The sequence below is a fragment of the Escherichia sp. WS1368 genome (assembly GCF_046487485.1).
In the GTDB taxonomy this organism is placed as follows: Bacteria; Pseudomonadota; Gammaproteobacteria; order Enterobacterales; family Enterobacteriaceae; genus Escherichia; species Escherichia coli.
Genome location: NZ_JBJQJI010000003.1, coordinates 49,443 through 70,379 on the forward strand (window position 1 = coordinate 49,443; position 20,937 = coordinate 70,379).

Annotated in this window: 16 protein-coding genes; 11 read left to right on the top strand and 5 right to left on the bottom strand. The window is 50.7% G+C overall.

All coding sequences use genetic code 11. The features are described 5' to 3' along the window. Positions 1–43: 43 nt before the first annotated feature. Complete coding sequence (gene yqeC, locus ACJHYD_RS08990) at positions 44–814, bottom strand: selenium cofactor biosynthesis protein YqeC (protein ID WP_001521223.1); 771 nt, start codon at positions 812–814, stop codon at positions 44–46. A 102-nt stretch (positions 815–916) separates the two neighbouring features. On the opposite strand from yqeC, the gene mocA reads away from it, so the two are divergent. The 8 genes from mocA to ghxQ all read left to right on the top strand — a co-directional run bounded on the left by mocA (position 917) and on the right by ghxQ (position 14,245). Continuing rightward, entirely contained in the window at positions 917–1,495 is a 579-nt protein-coding gene (gene mocA / locus ACJHYD_RS08995) for a molybdenum cofactor cytidylyltransferase (protein ID WP_001272842.1), read from the top strand. Between the two features lie 321 nt (positions 1,496–1,816). Further along, complete coding sequence (gene ygfK, locus ACJHYD_RS09000; RefSeq protein ID WP_001551605.1) at positions 1,817–4,915, top strand: putative selenate reductase subunit YgfK; 3,099 nt, start codon at positions 1,817–1,819, stop codon at positions 4,913–4,915. A gap of 2 nt (positions 4,916–4,917) precedes the next feature. Next, positions 4,918–6,246 (top strand): putative aminohydrolase SsnA, encoded by a 1,329-nt coding sequence (ssnA, locus tag ACJHYD_RS09005; protein ID WP_001551606.1) that lies wholly within the window; start codon positions 4,918–4,920, stop codon positions 6,244–6,246. A gap of 50 nt (positions 6,247–6,296) precedes the next feature. Further along, complete coding sequence (gene ygfM, locus ACJHYD_RS09010) at positions 6,297–7,076, top strand: molybdopterin-dependent oxidoreductase FAD-binding subunit (protein WP_001521226.1); 780 nt, start codon at positions 6,297–6,299, stop codon at positions 7,074–7,076. Continuing rightward, complete coding sequence (locus tag ACJHYD_RS09015; protein WP_000583656.1) at positions 7,073–9,943, top strand: molybdopterin-dependent oxidoreductase Mo/Fe-S-binding subunit; 2,871 nt, start codon at positions 7,073–7,075, stop codon at positions 9,941–9,943. Before ygfM ends, ACJHYD_RS09015 begins: the two co-directional genes overlap by 4 nt. A 164-nt stretch (positions 9,944–10,107) precedes the next feature. Beyond that, positions 10,108–11,508 (top strand): xanthine/proton symporter XanQ, encoded by a 1,401-nt coding sequence (gene xanQ / locus ACJHYD_RS09020; RefSeq protein WP_001280192.1) that lies wholly within the window; start codon positions 10,108–10,110, stop codon positions 11,506–11,508. A 17-nt stretch (positions 11,509–11,525) separates the two neighbouring features. Next, complete coding sequence (guaD, locus tag ACJHYD_RS09025) at positions 11,526–12,842, top strand: guanine deaminase (protein WP_001564001.1); 1,317 nt, start codon at positions 11,526–11,528, stop codon at positions 12,840–12,842. A 35-nt stretch (positions 12,843–12,877) separates the two neighbouring features. Then, positions 12,878–14,245 (top strand): guanine/hypoxanthine transporter GhxQ, encoded by a 1,368-nt coding sequence (gene ghxQ / locus ACJHYD_RS09030; protein WP_000012163.1) that lies wholly within the window; start codon positions 12,878–12,880, stop codon positions 14,243–14,245. 35 nt (positions 14,246–14,280) lie between these two features. Here the strand turns inward: ghxQ and ACJHYD_RS09035 are convergent, their stop codons facing one another. Both ACJHYD_RS09035 and ygfT read right to left on the bottom strand, forming a co-directional pair. Then, positions 14,281–14,769, bottom strand: coding sequence for a 4Fe-4S dicluster domain-containing protein (locus ACJHYD_RS09035; protein ID WP_000838428.1), 489 nt, complete (start codon positions 14,767–14,769; stop codon positions 14,281–14,283). Beyond that, on the bottom strand, positions 14,769–16,688 hold the full coding sequence (gene ygfT, locus ACJHYD_RS09040) for a formate-dependent uric acid utilization protein YgfT (protein ID WP_001564003.1): 1,920 nt from the start codon (positions 16,686–16,688) through the stop codon (positions 14,769–14,771). The genes ACJHYD_RS09035 and ygfT overlap by 1 nt, the downstream gene beginning before the upstream one ends. Positions 16,689–17,123: 435 nt before the next feature. Here ygfT and uacT point away from each other — a divergent pair, with 435 nt between their 5' ends. Both uacT and yqfG read left to right on the top strand, forming a co-directional pair. Beyond that, positions 17,124–18,572 (top strand): urate/proton symporter UacT, encoded by a 1,449-nt coding sequence (gene uacT, locus ACJHYD_RS09045; RefSeq protein ID WP_001295374.1) that lies wholly within the window; start codon positions 17,124–17,126, stop codon positions 18,570–18,572. Position 18,573: 1 nt separating this feature from the next. After that, positions 18,574–18,699 (top strand): protein YqfG, encoded by a 126-nt coding sequence (gene yqfG, locus ACJHYD_RS09050; RefSeq protein ID WP_001050745.1) that lies wholly within the window; start codon positions 18,574–18,576, stop codon positions 18,697–18,699. On the opposite strand, the gene ACJHYD_RS09055 is transcribed toward yqfG, so the two are convergent. Further along, positions 18,696–18,767: a protein YqfH gene (locus tag ACJHYD_RS09055; RefSeq protein ID WP_120795390.1), complete on the bottom strand. Its 72-nt coding sequence runs from the start codon at positions 18,765–18,767 to the stop codon at positions 18,696–18,698. The two genes, yqfG and ACJHYD_RS09055, sit on opposite strands and share 4 nt — an antisense overlap. Before the next feature lie 54 nt (positions 18,768–18,821). Here ACJHYD_RS09055 and idi point away from each other — a divergent pair, with 54 nt between their 5' ends. Further along, on the top strand, positions 18,822–19,370 hold the full coding sequence (gene idi / locus ACJHYD_RS09060) for an isopentenyl-diphosphate Delta-isomerase (RefSeq protein WP_001192788.1): 549 nt from the start codon (positions 18,822–18,824) through the stop codon (positions 19,368–19,370). A 42-nt stretch (positions 19,371–19,412) separates the two neighbouring features. Here idi and lysS read toward each other — a convergent pair whose 3' ends face one another. Next, positions 19,413–20,930, bottom strand: coding sequence for a lysine--tRNA ligase (gene lysS, locus ACJHYD_RS09065; protein WP_000003071.1), 1,518 nt, complete (start codon positions 20,928–20,930; stop codon positions 19,413–19,415). Positions 20,931–20,937 lie beyond the last annotated feature (7 nt).

A 20,937-nucleotide genomic window follows, 5' to 3' on the forward strand; every position in this document is an offset into this window, starting at 1 on the left:
ACCTCAATGGATATCCTTTCAGTAACCCGGAATACCCGGGCCGCTAATTCACAAATCTGCGCGCGATTGCAGGATGTTCTTGTATATCGCCCAGCCAGATTGCCTCTACGTTGTGTTGTTGCAGCGGTTGAAGGAGCTCGCTTTGCGCAATCGCATTCTCACATTGAGAAAAACGGTTAATGAACCAGACTCGCCGACAACCTTGCGGTACGTTTTTAAACGCGCCCTGAGGGTGGCGAACCAGCGCAACGAGATCGCTCAGTTGCAAGGGTGCATCAGGTGTTAACCCAGTAATATCAGCAAACTGCGACCAGCGATGGACATTTTCTGTGCTCACTTTTGCACCCAAAATATGTCCTCCCATCACAGCAATCACGCAGCAACTGCTTTTAGGTATGCAAGGTTCGTGCTCATCAGGCGCTTTTAACGGCATTCCACGCGAGCCATCTGCCTCAATGAGAATTACGTCACACTCTGGTCGTTGCACCAGTGCATCAATCGCTTCTGGCGTAAATCCCTGCACCTTTCCCTGGTTCGCTTTCCAGCTGTGAAAACAAAATGAAATGGGGGATGTAAGAGACGCATGAGGAAGCATGGCGGGATCACGACAGAAAACCACGGGCCAGTGAGACGTTGGCATAAACATATGTGTCGTCGTAGTGATTAACACACGCCTGCCGCTAGCCTGGAGCAGTTCTGCCAGCCAAAAAAGCAAGCTGGTTTTCCCCCCAGCCCCAACAACAGAAATCACAGTGGGACGTTTCTGCGCGCCTAAATCAATGAATAATGCCGATGGGTCAACTATACTTTTCACGAGTCTTTATGACCTCTCTGGGATAAATTATCCCCAACTTAATCCATCAGGAAGTAACGCAATTATCAGGCGTTATTAGCCCCTATAAATAATGGAACCACTATGTCAGCCATCGACTGTATAATTACCGCTGCCGGATTATCATCAAGAATGGGGCAATGGAAAATGATGTTACCCTGGCAACAGGGAACAATTCTTGATACAAGTATCAAAAATGCGTTGCAGTTTTGTAGCCGAATTATTTTAGTCACCGGCTATCGTGGTAATGAACTGCACGAACGTTATGCGAACCAGAGCAATATCACTATTATTCACAACCCAGATTATGCGCAGGGTTTACTCACATCAGTAAAGGCCGCAGTACCCGCGGTAAAAACAGAATATTGTTTTCTCACCCACGGTGACATGCCTACCCTCACCATCGATATTTTTAGAAAAATCTGGTCGTTACGAAATGATGGCGCAATACTGCCACTCCATAATGGCATTCCCGGCCATCCGATTTTAGTGTCAAAGCCATGCCTGATGCAGGCAATCCAGCGTCCCAATATCACCAATATGCGTCAGGCACTCCTTATGGGAGATCATTATTCCGTCGAAATAGAAAATGCAGAAATAATTTTAGATATTGATACTCCGGACGACTTTATTACAGCGCAAAAAAGGTATACTAAAATTTAGAAAATGTAGTTAAACGATTGCGTTCAAATATTTAATCCCTCCAGCACTCTTTATCATAATGATAAGGAATCACTGATTTTGAGAAAAGAGAAAAAGTGATAAATGGGCTGGCAATAATAATTTTCAGGAGTGATTTTAATTCTCATTTGGCACCTGTGAGTTCATTCACAAAAAGCTCCTAAGTTTCGAGCCGCCTCACATTTTTTTATATTTCCCGCCAAACCTGGCAAGAGTGGTGCGATTGTTGCTCTATCCCCCTAAACCACCGGATTTCTCAACACCGGTCACTCAATGATATCTGTATAAGCTAAGGAGAGGGTTATGGGGGATATTATGCGTCCCATTCCGTTTGAGGAACTTTTGACGCGCATATTTGATGAATACCAACAACAACGCTCAATCTTTGGTATTCCCGAGCAACAGTTTTACTCACCCGTAAAAGGTAAAACTGTTAGCGTCTTCGGTGAAACCTGTGCCACTCCCGTCGGCCCTGCCGCTGGCCCGCACACGCAGCTCGCGCAAAATATTGTTACTTCCTGGCTGACTGGCGGGCGCTTCATCGAACTAAAAACCGTCCAAATTCTTGACCGTCTGGAGCTGGAAAAGCCCTGTATCGATGCCGAAGACGAGTGCTTTAACACCGAATGGTCTACCGAATTTACCCTGCTTAAAGCCTGGGATGAATACCTCAAAGCCTGGTTTGCCCTGCACCTTCTCGAAGCGATGTTCCAGCCTTCTGATTCCGGTAAATCGTTCATCTTTAATATGAGCGTCGGTTATAACCTCGAAGGTATTAAGCAACCGCCGATGCAACAGTTCATCGACAATATGATGGATGCATCTGACCATCCGAAATTCGCTCAATATCGCGATACGCTGAATAAATTACTCCAGGATGACGCATTTTTAGCCCGCCACGGATTGCAGGAAAAACGCGAATGCCTGCAGGCCTTACCGGCACGCATCCCCACCAGCATGGTACAAGGCGTTACCCTCTCCACCATGCACGGCTGTCCTCCGCATGAAATCGAAGCCATTTGCCGCTACATGCTGGAAGAAAAAGGGCTCAATACCTTTGTGAAACTCAACCCGACCTTACTGGGGTACGCGCGTGTTCGTGAGATCCTCGATGTCTGCGGTTTCGGTTACATAGGCTTAAAAGAAGAGTCATTTGATCACGACCTCAAGCTGACGCAAGCGCTGGAAATGCTGGAACGCCTGATGGTACTGGCAAAAGAAAAATCACTCGGCTTTGGCGTAAAACTGACTAACACTCTCGGCACCATCAACAATAAAGGCGCACTGCCTGGTGAAGAGATGTATATGTCAGGCCGTGCGCTGTTCCCGCTCTCCATCAATGTTGCAGCAGTTCTCTCTCGCGCCTTTGACGGCAAACTGCCCATTTCTTATTCCGGTGGTGCCAGTCAGCTGACTATCCGCGATATTTTTGATACTGGTATTCGCCCTATTACTATGGCAACCGACCTGCTGAAACCTGGCGGCTATCTGCGCTTAAGTGCCTGCATGCGCGAGCTGGAAGGCTCCGACGCCTGGGGGCTTGACCATGTTGACGTCGAACGCCTGAACAAACTGGCAGCAGACGCGTTAACCATGGAATACACTCAGAAACACTGGAAGCCAGAAGAGCGTATTGAAGTGGCAGAAGACCTGCCGCTGACCGACTGCTACGTTGCACCGTGCGTTACTGCTTGCGCCATTAAACAGGATATTCCGGAATACATCCGTCTGCTTGGCGAACACCGCTATGCCGACGCACTGGAACTCATCTACCAACGCAACGCCCTGCCCGCCATTACCGGTCATATTTGCGATCACCAGTGCCAATACAACTGTACCCGCCTGGATTACGACAGTGCGCTGAATATCCGCGAACTGAAAAAAGTCGCGCTGGAAAAAGGTTGGGATGAATATAAGCAACGCTGGCACAAACCAGCCGGTTCTGGTTCACGCCATCCGGTTGCCGTGATTGGTGCAGGTCCGGCGGGTCTGGCAGCAGGTTACTTCCTTGCCAGAGCGGGCCATCCGGTTACGCTGTTTGAACGCGAAGCCAATGCGGGCGGCGTGGTGAAAAATATCATTCCTCAGTTCCGTATTCCTGCAGAGTTAATTCAGCACGATATCGATTTTGTTGCCGCTCACGGCGTGAAATTTGAGTATGGCTGCTCACCCGATTTGACCGTTGAACAGTTAAAAAATCAGGGCTTCCACTATGTTCTGATTGCCACCGGCACTGATAAAAATAGCGGTGTGAAACTGGCGGGCGACAACCAAAATGTCTGGAAATCACTCCCCTTCCTGCGTGAATACAACAAGGGCACAGCGCTCAAGCTGGGCAAACATGTGGTCGTTGTCGGGGCGGGTAACACGGCAATGGACTGCGCTCGTGCGGCGTTACGCGTTCCAGGCGTAGAAAAAGCAACGGTCGTTTACCGTCGTTCACTGCAAGAGATGCCAGCATGGCGCGAAGAGTATGAAGAAGCGTTGCACGACGGCGTGGAGTTCCGTTTCCTGAATAATCCGGAACGTTTCGATGCTGATGGCACCTTAACCTTGCGCGTTATGTCGCTTGGCGAACCTGATGAGAAAGGTCGTCGCCGTCCGGTTGAAACCAACGAAACAGTAACACTGCATGTAGACAGCCTGATCACCGCCATTGGTGAACAGCAGGATACTGAAGCCCTGAATGCGATGGGCGTGCCGCTGGACAAAAACGGCTGGCCAGACGTCGACCATAATGGCGAAACTCGTCTGACTGACGTCTTTATGATCGGCGACGTACAGCGCGGACCATCCTCCATTGTCGCTGCTGTCGGAACCGCGCGTCGGGCGACCGATGTCATCCTTAGTCGGGAAAACATCCGTTCCCACCAGAACGATAAATACTGGAACAACGTCAATCCGGCGGAAATCTATCAACGCAAAGGCGATATCTCTATCACCCTGGTGGATAGCGACGATCGTGACGCGTTTGTCGCCCAGGAAGCCGCACGCTGCCTTGAATGTAACTACGTTTGCAGCAAGTGTGTGGATGTCTGCCCGAACCGCGCCAACGTATCCATTGCGGTCCCAGGCTTCCAGAACCGTTTCCAGACGCTGCACCTCGACGCTTACTGTAACGAATGCGGCAACTGCGCTCAGTTCTGCCCGTGGAACGGTAAACCGTACAAAGACAAAATCACCGTCTTCAGCCTGTCGCAAGACTTTGATAACAGCAGCAATCCTGGCTTCCTTGTGGAAGATTGCCGGGTACGAGTACGTCTGAATAACCAAAGCTGGGTGTTAAACATCGACAGCGAAGGTCAGTTCAACAACGTACCACCGGAGCTGAACGATATGTGCCGCATTATTAGCCATGTCCACCAGCATCATCATTATCTGCTGGGCCGCGTGGAGGTGTAATCATGTTGATTCTGAAGAATGTCACCGCAGTGCAGTTACACCCGGCGAAAGTGCAGGAAGGCGTTGATATCGCCATCGAAAATGATGTGATTGTCGCTATCGGCGATGCCCTGACGCAACGCTACCCCGATGCCAGCTACAAAGAGATGCATGGTCGGATTGTGATGCCGGGAATTGTCTGCTCGCACAACCATTTTTACTCGGGACTGTCCCGCGGAATTATGGCAAACATCGCCCCCTGCCCGGATTTCATCTCAACGCTGAAAAATCTCTGGTGGCGACTCGATCGCGCCCTTGATGAAGAGTCGCTCTATTACAGCGGACTGATTTGTTCCCTGGAAGCGATTAAGAGCGGATGTACATCGGTTATCGATCACCATGCCTCTCCGGCGTATATCGGCGGGTCGCTCTCCACATTGCGCAACGCATTTTTAAAAGTTGGCCTGCGCGCGATGACCTGTTTTGAAACTACTGACCGTAACAACGGCATCAAAGAGTTGCAGGAAGGTGTAGAAGAAAACATCCGCTTCGCCCGTCAGATTGATGAGGCGAAGAAAGCAGCAACCGAGCCGTATCTGGTGGAAGCACATATCGGCGCTCACGCGCCGTTTACCGTGCCGGATGCCGGTCTGGAGATGCTGCGTGAAGCCGTGAAAGCCACAGATCGTGGTTTGCATATTCACGCTGCGGAAGACCTTTACGACGTTTCCTACAGTCACCACTGGTACGGCAAAGACCTGCTGGCACGACTGGCGCAATTCGATCTCATCGACAGCAAAACGCTGGTCGCTCATGGGCTGTACTTGTCGAAAGATGACATCGCCCTACTCAATCAGCGCGATGCGTTCCTGGTGCATAACGCCCGTTCAAACATGAACAACCATGTCGGCTACAACCATCACCTTAGCGACATCCGCAATCTGGCGTTGGGAACTGACGGCATTGGTTCGGACATGTTTGAAGAGATGAAATTTGCCTTCTTTAAACATCGCGATGCGGGTGGTCCGCTGTGGCCTGACAGTTTTGCCAAAGCACTGGCTAACGGCAACGAACTGATGAGCCGCAACTTTGGCGCGAAATTTGGCCTTCTGGAAGCCGGTTACAAAGCCGATTTAACCATTTGCGATTACAACTCGCCGACACCGCTGCTTGCAGACAATATCGCCGGGCATATCGCTTTCGGTATGGGCTCAGGCAGCGTTCATAGCGTGATGGTCAATGGCGTGATGGTCTATGAAGACCGTCAGTTTAACTTCGATTGCGATTCCATTTATGCGCAAGCCAGAAAAGCCGCTGCCAGTATGTGGCGTCGGATGGATGCGCTGGCATAAATGACAAATACCCTCTTCCCGCAGGGAAGAGGGTTAAATAAGGAAAGAAGATGATTGAACAATTTTTCAGGCCCGACTCTGTCGAACAGGCGCTGGAACTGAAGCGCCGCTACAAGGATGAAGCCGTCTGGTTCGCCGGGGGCAGCAAACTCAACGCTACACCAACCCGTACCGATAAAAAGATTGCCATTTCCTTACAGGATCTGGAACTGGACTGGGTTGACTGGGATAACGGTGCACTGCGGATTGGTGCAATGTCTCGCTTGCAGCCACTGCGTGATGCGCGATTTATTCCTGCAGCACTGCGTGAAGCCCTCGGTTTTGTTTACTCACGCCATGTTCGTAATCAGTCGACCATTGGTGGTGAAATCGCCGCCCGGCAGGAAGAGTCGGTGCTGCTTCCCGTCCTGCTGGCACTGGATGCTGAACTGGTTTTTGGCAACGGCGAAACGCTGTCAATCGAGGACTACCTGGCCTGCCCATGCGATCGCCTGCTAACCGAAATTATCATTAAAGATCCGTATCGCACCTGTGCGACCCGCAAAATTAGCCGTTCTCAGGCAGGTTTAACCGTCGTGACGGCAGCCGTTGCAATGACAGACCACGACGGTATGCGAATTGCGCTGGATGGCGTCGCCAGTAAAGCCCTGCGTCTGCACGATGTCGAAAAACAAAATCTGGAAGGCAATGCACTTGAACAGGCTGTCGCCAACGCCATTTTCCCGCAGGAAGATTTGCGGGGCAGCGTGGCCTATAAACGCTATATCACGGGAGTTCTGGTAGCCGACCTGTATGCCGACTGCCAACAGGCTGGGGAGGAAGCCGTATGATCATCCACTTTACTTTAAATGGCGCGCCTCAGGAGCTAACCGTTAATCCAGGCGAAAACGTGCAAAAGCTGTTGTTTAACATGGGAATGCACTCTGTACGCAACAGTGATGATGGCTTTGGGTTTGCCGGTTCTGACGCAATTATCTTTAACGGTAATATCGTTAACGCGTCCTTGCTTATCGCCGCACAGTTAGAGAAGGCAGATATTCGTACTGCAGAATCTCTGGGCAAATGGAATGAGTTAAGTCTGGTTCAACAGGCCATGGTTGATGTTGGCGTGGTGCAGTCTGGTTATAACGATCCAGCTGCAGCTCTGATTATCACCGATCTTCTCGATCGCATCGACGCACCTACCCGCGAAGAGATCGACGATGCACTCTCAGGTCTGTTTAGCCGCGATGCTGGCTGGCAGCAATACTATCAGGTCATTGAACTGGCGGTTGCACGTAAAAATAATCCGCAGGCCACCATTGATATCGCTCCGACTTTCCGTGACGACCTTGAAGTCATTGGCAAGCATTATCCTAAAACTGATGCCGCGAAAATGGTGCAGGCGAAACCCTGCTATGTTGAAGACCGCGTAACGGCTGACGCCTGCGTCATTAAAATGTTACGTAGCCCACACGCTCACGCACTGATTACTCATCTGGATGTCAGCAAAGCTGAAGCCTTACCGGGCGTTGTTCACGTTATTACTCACCTGAATTGCCCGGATATCTACTATACCCCGGGCGGTCAGAGCGCACCGGAACCGTCACCGCTTGACCGCCGTATGTTCGGCAAGAAAATGCGTCACGTCGGCGATCGCGTTGCTGCGGTCGTCGCAGAAAGTGAAGAAATTGCGCTCGAAGCACTGAAGCTCATCGACGTTGAATATGAAGTGCTTAAGCCGGTAATGTCGATCGACGAAGCAATGGCGGAAGATGCGCCTGTCGTGCACGATGAACCGGTGGTGTATGTTGCTGGTGCGCCAGATACTCTGGAAGACGATAACAGCCATGCAGCCCAGCGCGGCGAGCATATGATCATCAACTTCCCGATCGGTTCTCGCCCTCGCAAAAATATCGCCGCCAGTATTCATGGTCATATTGGCGATATGGACAAAGGCTTTGCCGATGCCGATGTGATCATTGAGCGAACCTATAACTCAACGCAGGCGCAGCAGTGCCCGACTGAAACACATATCTGCTTTACCCGTATGGACGGCGATCGTCTGGTTATCCACGCCTCCACCCAGGTACCATGGCACTTACGCCGCCAGGTCGCGCGCCTCGTGGGCATGAAACAACATAAAGTTCATGTCATTAAAGAGCGAGTTGGCGGCGGTTTTGGGTCTAAACAGGACATCCTGCTGGAAGAAGTGTGCGCCTGGGCAACCTGCGTGACCGGGCGTCCGGTACTGTTCCGCTACACCCGTGAAGAAGAGTTTATTGCTAACACCTCTCGTCACGTCGCGAAAGTCACCGTCAAACTGGGAGCGAAAAAAGATGGTCGCCTGACGGCAGTGAAGATGGATTTCCGCGCCAACACTGGCCCTTACGGCAACCACTCACTCACCGTACCGTGTAACGGACCGGCGCTGTCGCTGCCGTTATATCCGTGCGATAACGTCGATTTCCAGGTCACCACCTACTACAGCAACATTTGCCCAAATGGTGCTTATCAGGGTTATGGCGCACCGAAAGGTAACTTCGCTATCACCATGGCATTAGCGGAACTGGCTGAACAGTTACAGATCGACCAACTGGAAATTATCGAACGTAACCGGGTACACGAAGGGCAAGAGCTGAAAATTCTCGGTGCAATCGGTGAAGGTAAAGCGCCGACCTCCGTTCCTTCCGCCGCCAGCTGCGCACTGGAAGAGATCCTGCGTCAGGGTCGCGAGATGATCCAATGGTCTTCACCGAAACCGCAAAATGGTGACTGGCACATCGGTCGCGGCGTCGCCATTATCATGCAGAAATCGGGTATCCCGGATATCGATCAGGCTAACTGTATGATCAAACTGGAATCGGACGGCACCTTTATCGTTCATTCTGGCGGTGCGGATATTGGTACTGGTCTGGATACTGTAGTGACGAAACTGGCAGCAGAAGTGCTGCACTGCCCTCCGCAGGACGTGCATGTTATCTCCGGTGATACCGATCATGCGTTGTTTGATAAAGGCGCATATGCCTCGTCCGGTACTTGCTTCTCGGGTAACGCGGCGCGTTTGGCAGCGGAAAATCTGCGGGAGAAAATTCTGTTCCACGGCGCGCAAATGTTGGGTGAGCCAGTGGCAGATGTCCAACTAGCAACGCCGGGCGTCGTACGCGGCAAGAAAGGCGAAGTTAGTTTCGGGGATATTGCCCATAAAGGCGAAACCGGCACAGGCTTTGGTTCACTGGTGGGAACTGGCAGTTATATCACGCCTGATTTCGCCTTCCCGTATGGCGCAAACTTTGCTGAAGTTGCCGTCAACACGCGTACGGGTGAAATCCGCCTGGATAAATTCTACGCCTTGCTGGATTGCGGTACACCGGTCAATCCAGAGTTAGCGTTGGGACAAATCTACGGTGCCACCCTTCGTGCAATCGGCCACAGTATGAGCGAAGAAATCATTTATGACGCCGAAGGTCACCCGTTAACGCGTGATTTACGCAGTTACGGCGCACCGAAAATAGGCGATATTCCGCGTGATTTCCGCGCTGTGCTGGTGCCGAGCGACGATAAAGTCGGCCCGTTCGGGGCGAAATCGATCTCGGAAATCGGTGTAAATGGCGCAGCTCCGGCGATTGCTACCGCAATTCACGATGCATGCGGCATCTGGTTACGCGAATGGCATTTCACACCGGAGAAAATACTCACCGCGCTGGAAAAAATATAAATAATAAATGGCCGCTTCGGCGGCCTGTTTCTCTGTTTGAACGACGACTAAATAGTGACTGCGAAAATGAGATAAGCCGTTCTCAAGGCGTCCTGCGCCCCAAATTCGTGGGAATTTATTTTACTAATTCAGATGATCAAATTTACTTTAAAAGGAGTGAAGGGATGTCTGATATAAACCATGCAGGTTCTGACCTTATATTTGAACTGGAGGATCGCCCTCCCTTTCATCAGGCTCTCGTTGGTGCCATTACCCATCTGTTGGCAATTTTCGTTCCGATGGTAACCCCCGCGTTAATCGTGGGTGCGGCCTTACAGCTTTCCGCTGAAACAACCGCTTATCTGGTTTCTATGGCGATGATCGCCTCTGGTATTGGTACCTGGTTACAAGTAAACCGCTACGGCATCGTCGGTTCTGGTCTTCTCTCAATTCAGTCAGTCAATTTTTCATTTGTTACGGTCATGATTGCGCTGGGCAGCAGCATGAAAAGCGACGGTTTTCACGAAGAGTTAATCATGTCGTCGCTCCTCGGCGTCTCCTTCGTTGGCGCATTTCTGGTTGTCGGCTCTTCTTTTATCCTGCCCTATTTACGTCGGGTTATTACGCCTACTGTCAGCGGTATTGTGGTACTGATGATCGGCTTAAGCCTGATTAAAGTCGGCATTATCGATTTTGGTGGAGGATTTGCAGCCAAAAGCAGCGGTACGTTCGGCAATTACGAACATCTCGGCGTTGGTTTATTGGTTTTGATTGTGGTGATCGGCTTTAACTGCTGTCGCAGTCCGTTGCTACGCATGGGAGGGATCGCCATTGGGCTATGCGTCGGTTATATCGCGTCGTTATGCCTGGGTATGGTGGATTTCAGCAGTATGCGCAATTTGCCGTTAATCACCATCCCGCATCCATTCAAATACGGGTTTAGTTTCAGCTTCCATCAGTTCCTGGTGGTTGGCACGATTTATTTGCTTAGCGTGCTGGAAGCTGTCGGCGATATCACCGCCACGGCAATGGTTTCCCGCCGACCCATTCAGGGAGAAGAGTATCAGTCCCGACTGAAAGGCGGCGTGCTGGCAGACGGTCTGGTTTCTGTTATCGCCTCCGCTGTCGGTTCATTACCCTTAACCACGTTTGCGCAAAATAATGGGGTTATTCAGATGACTGGCGTCGCTTCACGTTATGTCGGGCGAACCATCGCGGTAATGCTGGTTATCCTCGGTTTGTTTCCGATGATTGGCGGCTTCTTCACGACCATTCCCTCGGCAGTTCTGGGAGGCGCAATGACGTTGATGTTTTCCATGATTGCCATCGCTGGGATTCGCATCATCATCACCAATGGTTTAAAGCGCCGTGAAACACTTATTGTCGCCACTTCTTTAGGTTTAGGGCTTGGCGTCTCCTACGATCCCGAAATTTTTAAAATATTGCCAGCCTCTATTTATGTACTAGTTGAAAACCCTATTTGTGCTGGCGGGTTAACTGCGATTTTATTAAATATTATCCTCCCTGGTGGCTACCGACAGGAAAACGTTCTGCCTGGTATTACCTCAGCGGAAGAGATGGATTAACAGTAAAGGAGTCAATGATGTCAGGAGAACACACGTTAAAAGCGGTACGAGGCAGTTTTATTGATGTCACCCGTACGGTCGATAACCCGGAAGAGATTGCCTCTGCGCTGCGGTTTATTGAGGATGGTTTATTACTCATTAAACAGGGAAAAGTGGAATGGTTTGGTGAATGGGAAGACGGAAAGCATCAAATTCCTGACACTATTCGCGTGCGCGACTATCGCGGCAAACTGATAGTACCGGGCTTTGTCGATACACATATCCATTATCCGCAAAGTGAAATGGTGGGGGCCTATGGTGAACAATTGCTGGAGTGGTTGAATAAACACACCTTCCCTACTGAACGTCGTTATGAGGATTTAGAGTACGCCCGCGAAATGTCGGCGTTCTTCATCAAGCAGCTTTTACGTAACGGAACCACCACGGCTCTGGTGTTTGGCACTGTTCATCCGCAATCCGTTGATGCGCTGTTTGAAGCCGCCAGCCATATCAATATGCGTATGATTGCCGGTAAGGTGATGATGGACCGCAACGCACCGGATTATCTGCTCGACACTGCCGAAAGCAGCTATCACCAAAGCAAAGAACTGATCGAGCGCTGGCACAAAAATGGTCGTCTGTTGTATGCGATTACGCCACGCTTCGCCCCTACCTCATCTCCTGAACAGATGACGATGGCGAAACGCCTGAAAGAAGAATATCCGGATACGTGGGTACATACCCATCTCTGTGAAAACAAAGATGAAATTGTCTGGGTGAAAGAACTTTATCCTGAACATGATGGCTATCTGGATGTTTACCATCAGTACGGCCTGACCGGTAAAAACTGTGTCTTTGCTCACTGCGTCCATCTCGAAGAAAAAGAGTGGGATCGTCTCAGCGAAACCAAATCCAGCATTGCTTTCTGTCCGACCTCCAACCTTTACCTCGGCAGCGGCTTATTCAACTTGAAAAAAGCATGGCAGAAGAAAGTCAAAGTGGGCATGGGAACAGATATCGGTGCCGGAACAACTTTTAACATGCTGCAAACGCTGAACGAAGCCTACAAGGTATTGCAATTACAAGGCTATCGCCTCTCGGCATATGAAGCGTTTTACCTGGCCACGCTCGGCGGAGCGAAATCTCTGGGCCTTGACGATTTGATTGGCAACTTTTTACCTGGCAAAGAGGCTGATTTCGTGGTGATGGAACCCACCGCCACTCCGCTACAGCAGCTGCGCTATGACAACTCTGTTTCTTTAGTCGACAAATTATTCGTGATGATGACGTTGGGCGATGACCGTTCGATCTACCGCACCTACGTTGATGGTCGTCTGGTGTACGAACGCAACTAATAATAAAACTTTAACATCCTCGTGAGGACATCATTATGTCTGGAGACATCCTACAAACACCGGACGCACCAAAGCCACAGGGCGCGCTGGATAATTATTTTAAAATTACCGCTCGTGGCAGTACCGTTCGTCAGGAAGTACTGGCTGGCTTAACGACCTTTCTGGCCATGGTTTATTCCGTTATCGTCGTTCCGGGAATGCTGGGCAAAGCAGGTTTTCCTCCCGCAGCTGTGTTTGTTGCCACCTGTCTGGTCGCGGGCTTCGGCTCGTTGCTGATGGGATTATGGGCCAATTTGCCAATGGCGATTGGTTGCGCGATTTCCTTGACGGCGTTTACCGCATTCAGTCTGGTTCTCGGGCAACAAATTAGCGTTCCTGTCGCACTGGGCGCGGTCTTTCTGATGGGCGTCATCTTCACCGCCATTTCCGTAACCGGTGTGCGTACCTGGATCTTACGTAATTTACCGATGGGGATAGCTCACGGTACAGGTATCGGTATCGGCCTGTTTCTGCTGCTGATTGCTGCTAACGGTGTGGGAATGGTTATCAAAAACCCGATTGAAGGCTTGCCAGTGGCGCTCGGTGCGTTTACCTCCTTCCCGGTGATGATGAGCTTGCTGGGGCTGGCGGTCATCTTCGGTCTGGAGAAGTGTCGCGTACCCGGCGGGATCTTGTTGGTGATTATTGCAATTTCGATCATCGGCTTAATCTTTGATCCAGCGGTGAAGTACCACGGTCTGGTGGCGATGCCAAGCCTGACTGGCGAAGATGGTAAGTCTCTGATTTTCAGCCTCGATATTATGGGCGCACTCCAGCCAACTGTACTTCCGAGTGTACTGGCATTGGTGATGACCGCAGTGTTCGACGCCACTGGCACCATCCGTGCCGTCGCCGGTCAGGCGAATTTGTTGGATAAAGACAACCAGATCATCAACGGCGGCAAAGCCCTGACCAGTGACTCAGTAAGTTCAATATTCTCCGGCCTGGTGGGCGCAGCGCCCGCAGCGGTTTATATCGAATCAGCGGCAGGAACCGCCGCCGGGGGTAAAACAGGGTTGACCGCAACCGTAGTGGGGGCGTTATTCCTGCTGATTTTGTTCTTATCACCGCTGTCATTTTTGATCCCTGGTTACGCCACTGCACCCGCTCTGATGTACGTAGGTTTGCTGATGTTAAGTAACGTCTCGAAGCTGGATTTCAATGATTTTATTGACGCAATGGCTGGCCTGGTGTGTGCCGTGTTCATCGTTCTGACTTGTAATATCGTTACCGGTATTATGCTGGGCTTTGTGACACTGGTCGTAGGCCGCGTTTTTGCACGCGAATGGCAAAAGCTGAATATTGGTACGGTGATCATTACTGCCGCACTGGTCGCATTTTACGCGGGTGGTTGGGCAATCTAATAGATTCTCCGCGCCTTTCAGCGCGGAGATTTCTTTCAGAGAGGATTCTCACCGCTGGCAACAATACGCTGCTGGCGGACTCGCCTGAGTTCTCTTTCAGTAAGCAACTGCAGCGCCTGTGTCGGGCAAGATTCAACGCAGGCAGGCCCCTCTTCCCGCTGTTCACAGAGATCGCATTTCACAATTTGTTGCCGGGTATCCCCCGGCAACGACTGAATGGTTATCATCCCAAATGGGCACGCACTGACGCAACTCTGACAGCCAATACAACGGGCAGAATTGGTCTGCACCACCTGCTCGCCCATCGTCAGCGCCCCCACGGGGCAAGCGCCAACACAAGGGGCGTTTTCACACTGATGGCACATCACCGGCGCACTGATGCTGTCCAGTCGCTGTACCTTCAGCCGGGGTAAAAAGACATCGGCATTCAACTCCTGTTCTGAAGGGTGAGCGACCACACAGGCTACTTCACAAGTACGGCAGCCAATACAGTCAGCCGGATTAACGATAATTAACGATTTCATCACGATGCCTTCGTATCAAACAGAGTTAACATATCGCGCGCCGCCTGCCTTCCTGCGGCCATTGCAGTGACAACCAGATCCGCGCCATGAACTGCATCACCACCAGCAAAGACTTTTTTCAGATGCGTCTGGGTAGGTAAATACCCGACGTCACCGGTTTGAATCAGGCCCCATTTATCGAGTTTAATTCCGCTGCCCTGCAACCACGGCATGGCATGCGCCTGGAAACCAAAGGCCATAATGAGAACATCGGCGGGCAATTCAAACTCTGAACCCGCTACCGGACGAGGACGACGGCGACCATCCGGCCCCGGCTCACCCATGGCGGTACGAATCAGGCCCACCGCAGTTAAACGCCCATCTTCGTCACAAGCGATATATTGCGGCTGAACATTGAATTGAAACTCGACACCTTCCTCGCGCGCATTGACCACCTCTTTGCGCGAGCCCGGCATACTGACTTCATCACGACGATACGCGCAGGTCACGCTGGCGGCATTGAGGCGGATGGAAGTTCGCAAACAATCCATTGTCGTATCGCCACCGCCCAATACCACGACTCGCTTACCTTCCACATCCGTCAGCGGATACTCTTCAGACTCCGGCAATCCCATGAGCTGGCGGGTATGGGCAGTCAGGAACGGTAGAGCCTGAATGACACCGGGCGCATCTTCATGCGGCAGATCTGCTCGCATCATCCCGTAAGTCCCCACGCCGATGAAAACTGCATCATATTCAGAAGTTAAATCGCTAAAGGTAATATCGCGGCCAATTTCACAGTTAAGATGAAAGTCGATTCCCATTGCGGTGAATATCTCTCGCCGCTGGCTTAATACCGTTTTATCGAGTTTGAAAGGAGGTATGCCAAAAGTCAGCATACCGCCAATTTCTGGATGGCGATCAAAGACATCAACCTGAACTCCTGCGCGCGCCAGAATATCAGCACACCCTAACCCTGCAGGCCCAGCGCCAATCACCGCCACTTTTTCGCTACGGGGAACAACTTTGCTGACATCGGGACGCCAGCCCATCGCCAGCGCGGTATCGGTGATGTAGCGTTCCAGATTACCGATAGTGACTGCGCCAGAGTGATCTTTCAAAGTACATGCGCCTTCACAAAGACGGTCCTGTGGGCAAACTCTGCCGCAAATTTCTGGTAAGGAACTGGTCTGGTGGCAAAGTTCTGCCGCTTCAATAATCTTTCCTTCCTGCACCAGACGGATGTAATCCGGAATAGCGTTATGCAGCGGGCAATGCCAGTTGCAGTTAGCTTTTTCGGCACAATAAACACAGCGGTCACTCTCATAAGTCGCTTGTTGTGGATCCAACCCGCAATAGATTTCGCCAAAGTGGGTTTTCCGTTCACTCGCTGAAATTTTATCTGCGCCTTTACGCGAGTTAACGGGGAGCAACGCTGCACTGCGAGATGGCTGAGCATCTGATGACGCTTTTCCTGCTGCCGTTTTGCGCTGGCGGGCCACCTTTATCTGCTGCAACCCTTTATCGTCCATCAGCCGTAACGCCTGTGTTGGGCATACGTCAATACAGGCTTGCGTGCCGGAACTGCGCTGGTTACAAAGGTCGCATTTCTGCGCAATCGTATCGACCATCTCAACGACGCCAAAGGGGCAAGCGATTGCGCATCTTTTACAACCAATACATTTTTGCTCGTCCAGTTGTACGCTATCGGGCTGGAAAGTCAGAGCATTAACCGGACAAGCCGTAACGCAAGGGGCATTGTTGCAGTGATGGCAGGCCACCGGATTCGCAGCTTGGCCTTTCCCTACAACGTGGATACGTGGTCGAAAGTCACTGTGACTCAGCGGCCAGTTTTCTTGATTATGTGCCACCGCACAGGCAATTTCACAAGCATGACAGCCTATACATTCCGCAGCTTCAGCAGCGATAAACTTATTCATTTGCATCCCTTTCATTTAATGAGTTATGTCTTCTCAAATTTCGCGATGCAATAAACGGGCATATATTAGGTAGCATGACCGTTTTAATTATAATTTTGCGACTGAGTTCAAATTATTGCCCCTCAATCTGTGCCGCTTTCATTATTTCAACATTGCCGACCAAAAGAGCGCTATCCAGATAAAAACGATTAAATGCGAGAGTGCGACATGCCAGAATGATTAATGAAATATCAATATGAGAAAATTACAGATAATTCCATTGTCAGGTTCTCTTCTCATTTTCGTGGTTTAACCACGATTATGTGATTGCCTCCGCAATTCCTGTCTCTAACTCCCCTTCCTCGCAAAAACTGGCACTCCACGAGCATGTGTTTAGACAGTTTCATTAACGTAAACGGTTGCTTTTTACTCTGGCGGGCGAAAGGAGAAACACTGATGAGCGCCATAGATTCCCAACTTCCCTCATCTTCAGGGCAAGATCGCCCAACTGATGAGGTTGACCGCATATTATCACCAGGAAAGCTGATCATACTCGGTCTGCAACACGTCCTTGTCATGTACGCAGGTGCAGTCGCTGTTCCACTTATGATTGGAGACCGACTGGGCCTCTCAAAAGAAGCTATTGCGATGCTCATTAGCTCGGATCTCTTTTGCTGCGGGATCGTCACATTATTGCAATGTATCGGTATCGGCCGCTTTATGGGGATCCGCCTGCCGGTGATTATGTCGGTGACCTTTGCTGCTGTAACACCAATGATAGCCATTGGGATGAACCCGGATATCGGCCTGCTGGGGATATTTGGTGCCACTATCGCCGCGGGTTTTATCACCACATTATTAGCGCCACTTATCGGTCGCTTGATGCCTTTATTCCCGCCACTGGTTACCGGTGTGGTTATTACTTCTATCGGACTTAGCATCATTCAGGTGGGTATTGACTGGGCCGCCGGAGGTAAAGGGAATCCGCAATATGGTAATCCCGTTTATTTGGGGATCTCCTTTGCCGTCTTAATTTTTATCTTGCTCATTACTCGCTATGCGAAAGGATTTATGTCCAACGTCGCCGTATTACTGGGGATTGTATTTGGCTTTTTACTTTCGTGGATGATGAATGAAGTCAATTTATCCGGGCTACATGATGCCTCGTGGTTTGCGATTGTTACGCCGATGTCGTTTGGTATGCCGATTTTCGATCCCGTTTCCATTCTGACCATGACTGCCGTGTTAATCATCGTGTTTATCGAGTCGATGGGGATGTTCCTGGCACTAGGTGAAATAGTCGGTCGTAAACTCTCTTCACACGATATTATTCGCGGGCTGCGTGTCGATGGCGTAGGGACAATGATAGGCGGAACGTTTAACAGCTTCCCCCACACGTCATTTTCTCAAAACGTTGGCCTGGTTAGCGTGACGCGCGTTCATAGCCGCTGGGTGTGTATTTCTTCGGGAATTATATTAATCCTGTTTGGCATGGTGCCAAAAATGGCGGTGCTGGTCGCCTCCATTCCGCAATTTGTGCTGGGCGGTGCTGGGCTGGTGATGTTCGGCATGGTACTGGCGACAGGGATTCGAATTCTGTCGCGCTGTAACTACACCACCAACCGTTACAACCTCTATATTGTGGCGATCAGTCTCGGCGTTGGCATGACTCCGACGCTCTCTCACGATTTCTTTTCTAAGTTACCGGCCGTACTGCAACCGCTGCTGCATAGCGGCATTATGCTCGCAACCCTTAGCGCCGTTGTGCTGAACGTCTTCTTTAATGGCTATCAGCATCATGCTGATCTGGTGAAGGAATCCGTCTCTGATAAAGATTTAAAAGTCAGGACAGTACGTATGTGGCTTCTGATGCGCAAGCTGAAGAAAAATGAGCATGGAGAATAATATGAATCTTTTAATGCGCGCTATATTCAGTCTGTTGTTGCTTTTTACTCTCTCTATTCCTGTCATTTCTGACTGTGTTGCAATGGCCATTGAAAGTCGCTTCAAATATATGATGCTGCTTTTTTAAATGGTTTTTACCTGTCGGCATCCGCTCAAAACGGGCGGTTGTCGATAAACGCTCACTTGGTTAATCATTTCACTCTTCAATTATCTATAATGATGAGTGATTAGAATTACATGTGAGAAATTATGCAAACGGAACACGTCATTTTATTGAATGCACAGGGAGTTCCCACGGGTACGCTGGAAAAGTATGCCGCACACACGGCAGACACCCTCTTACATCTCGCGTTCTCCAGTTGGCTGTTTAATGCCAAGGGGCAATTATTAGTTACCCGCCGCGCCCTTAGCAAAAAAGCATGGCCGGGCGTGTGGACTAACTCGGTTTGTGGGCACCCACAACTGGGCGAAAGCAACGAAGACGCGGTGATCCGCCGTTGCCGCTTTGAGCTGGGTGTGGAAATAACAGCACCAGAACCGGTCTATCCTGACTTTCGCTACCGCGCCACCGATCCGAATGGCATTGTGGAAAATGAAGTGTGTCCGGTATTTGCCGCACGCACGACCAGTGCGTTACAGATCAACGATGATGAAGTGATGGATTATCAATGGTGTGATTTAGCAGATGTATTACACGGTATTGATGCCACACCGTGGGCGTTCAGTCCGTGGATGGTGATGCAGGCGACAAATCGCGAAGCCAGAAAACGATTATCTGCATTTACCCAGCTTAAATAAAAAACCCCGACATTTGCCGGGGTTGTGAGCATAACGTAATGCTTATTTCACCGGACGCATCGCCGGGAACAGAATAACGTCGCGGATGGTATGGCTGTTGGTGAACAGCATTACCATACGGTCGATACCAATTCCCAGACCTGCTGTCGGCGGTAAGCCGTGTTCCAGTGCGGTGACATAATCTTCGTCGTAGAACATCGCTTCGTCGTCGCCTGCGTCTTTCGCGGCAACCTGATCCAGGAAGCGCTGCGCCTGATCTTCCGCGTCATTCAGCTCGCTAAAGCCGTTACCGATTTCACGACCACCGATAAAGAACTCAAAGCGGTCTGTGATTTCTGGGTTAACGTCGTTACGACGCGCCAGCGGAGAAACTTCTGCCGGATATTCAGTAATGAAGGTCGGCTGGATCAGATGTGCTTCTGCCACTTCTTCGAAGATCTCGGTAACGATACGGCCCAGACCCCAGCTCTTTTCAACGTGGATGCCGATAGATTCAGCAATCGCTTTCGCAGAGTCGAAGTTGTCCAGATCCGCCATGTCGGTTTCCGGGCGATATTTCTTGATCGCTTCACGCATGGTCAGTTTTTCGAACGGTTTACCGAAGTCCAGCGTTACGTCGCCATAGGTCACTTCCGTCTTACCGAGAATATCCTGTGCCAGAGTACGGAACAGCGATTCGGTCAGCTCGATAAGATCTTTGTAATCTGCGTAAGCCATATAGAGTTCCATCATGGTGAACTCTGGGTTATGACGTACGGAAATACCTTCGTTACGGAAGTTACGGTTGATTTCGAATACACGCTCGAAGCCACCGACCACCAGACGCTTGAGGTACAGTTCCGGCGCGATACGCAGGTACATGTCGAGATCCAGCGCATTATGGTGGGTGATAAACGGACGCGCAGCGGCACCGCCTGGGATCACCTGCATCATCGGCGTTTCAACTTCCATAAAGCCGCGGTTCACCATGAACTGGCGAATACCAGAGAGGATCTGCGAGCGCACTTTAAAGGTGTTGCGGGATTCATCGTTAGAGATGAGATCCAGATAACGCTGACGATAGCGCGCTTCCTGATCCTGCAAGCCGTGGAATTTATCCGGCAGCGGACGCAGTGCTTTGGTCAGCAGACGCAGCTCGGTACAGTGGATAGACAGTTCGCCGGTTTTGGTTTTGAACAGTTTACCTTTCGCGCCGAGGATGTCGCCGAGGTCCCATTTTTTGAACTGCTCGTTGTAAACGCCTTCCGGCAGATCGTCACGGGCAACGTACAGCTGAATGCGGCCACCCACATCCTGCAGGGTAACGAAAGACGCTTTACCCATAATACGGCGGGTCATCATGCGGCCAGCAACGGCAACTTCGATGTTCAGCGCTTCCAGTTCTTCGTTCTCTTTACCGTCGAATTCTGCGTGCAATTGGTCAGAGGTATGATCGCGACGGAAATCGTTCGGGAAGGCAATCCCCTGCTCGCGCAGGTTCGCCAGCTTCTCACGACGCGTTTTCAGTTCATTGTTAAGATCGACTACCGCGTCAGCGCCCTGTGCGTGTTGTTCAGACATGTTGGTT

Coding starts and splice junctions, on each gene's coding strand:
- mocA (WP_001272842.1), top strand. CDS start 917: ATGTCAGCCATCGACTGTATAATTACCGCTGCCGGATTATCATCAAGA.
- ygfK (WP_001551605.1), top strand. CDS start 1,817: ATGGGGGATATTATGCGTCCCATTCCGTTTGAGGAACTTTTGACGCGC.
- ssnA (WP_001551606.1), top strand. CDS start 4,918: ATGTTGATTCTGAAGAATGTCACCGCAGTGCAGTTACACCCGGCGAAA.
- ygfM (WP_001521226.1), top strand. CDS start 6,297: ATGATTGAACAATTTTTCAGGCCCGACTCTGTCGAACAGGCGCTGGAA.
- ACJHYD_RS09015 (WP_000583656.1), top strand. CDS start 7,073: ATGATCATCCACTTTACTTTAAATGGCGCGCCTCAGGAGCTAACCGTT.
- xanQ (WP_001280192.1), top strand. CDS start 10,108: ATGTCTGATATAAACCATGCAGGTTCTGACCTTATATTTGAACTGGAG.
- guaD (WP_001564001.1), top strand. CDS start 11,526: ATGTCAGGAGAACACACGTTAAAAGCGGTACGAGGCAGTTTTATTGAT.
- ghxQ (WP_000012163.1), top strand. CDS start 12,878: ATGTCTGGAGACATCCTACAAACACCGGACGCACCAAAGCCACAGGGC.
- ACJHYD_RS09035 (WP_000838428.1), bottom strand. CDS start 14,769: ATGAAATCGTTAATTATCGTTAATCCGGCTGACTGTATTGGCTGCCGT.
- ygfT (WP_001564003.1), bottom strand. CDS start 16,688: ATGAATAAGTTTATCGCTGCTGAAGCTGCGGAATGTATAGGCTGTCAT.
- uacT (WP_001295374.1), top strand. CDS start 17,124: ATGAGCGCCATAGATTCCCAACTTCCCTCATCTTCAGGGCAAGATCGC.
- yqfG (WP_001050745.1), top strand. CDS start 18,574: ATGAATCTTTTAATGCGCGCTATATTCAGTCTGTTGTTGCTTTTTACT.
- idi (WP_001192788.1), top strand. CDS start 18,822: ATGCAAACGGAACACGTCATTTTATTGAATGCACAGGGAGTTCCCACG.
- lysS (WP_000003071.1), bottom strand. CDS start 20,930: ATGTCTGAACAACACGCACAGGGCGCTGACGCGGTAGTCGATCTTAAC.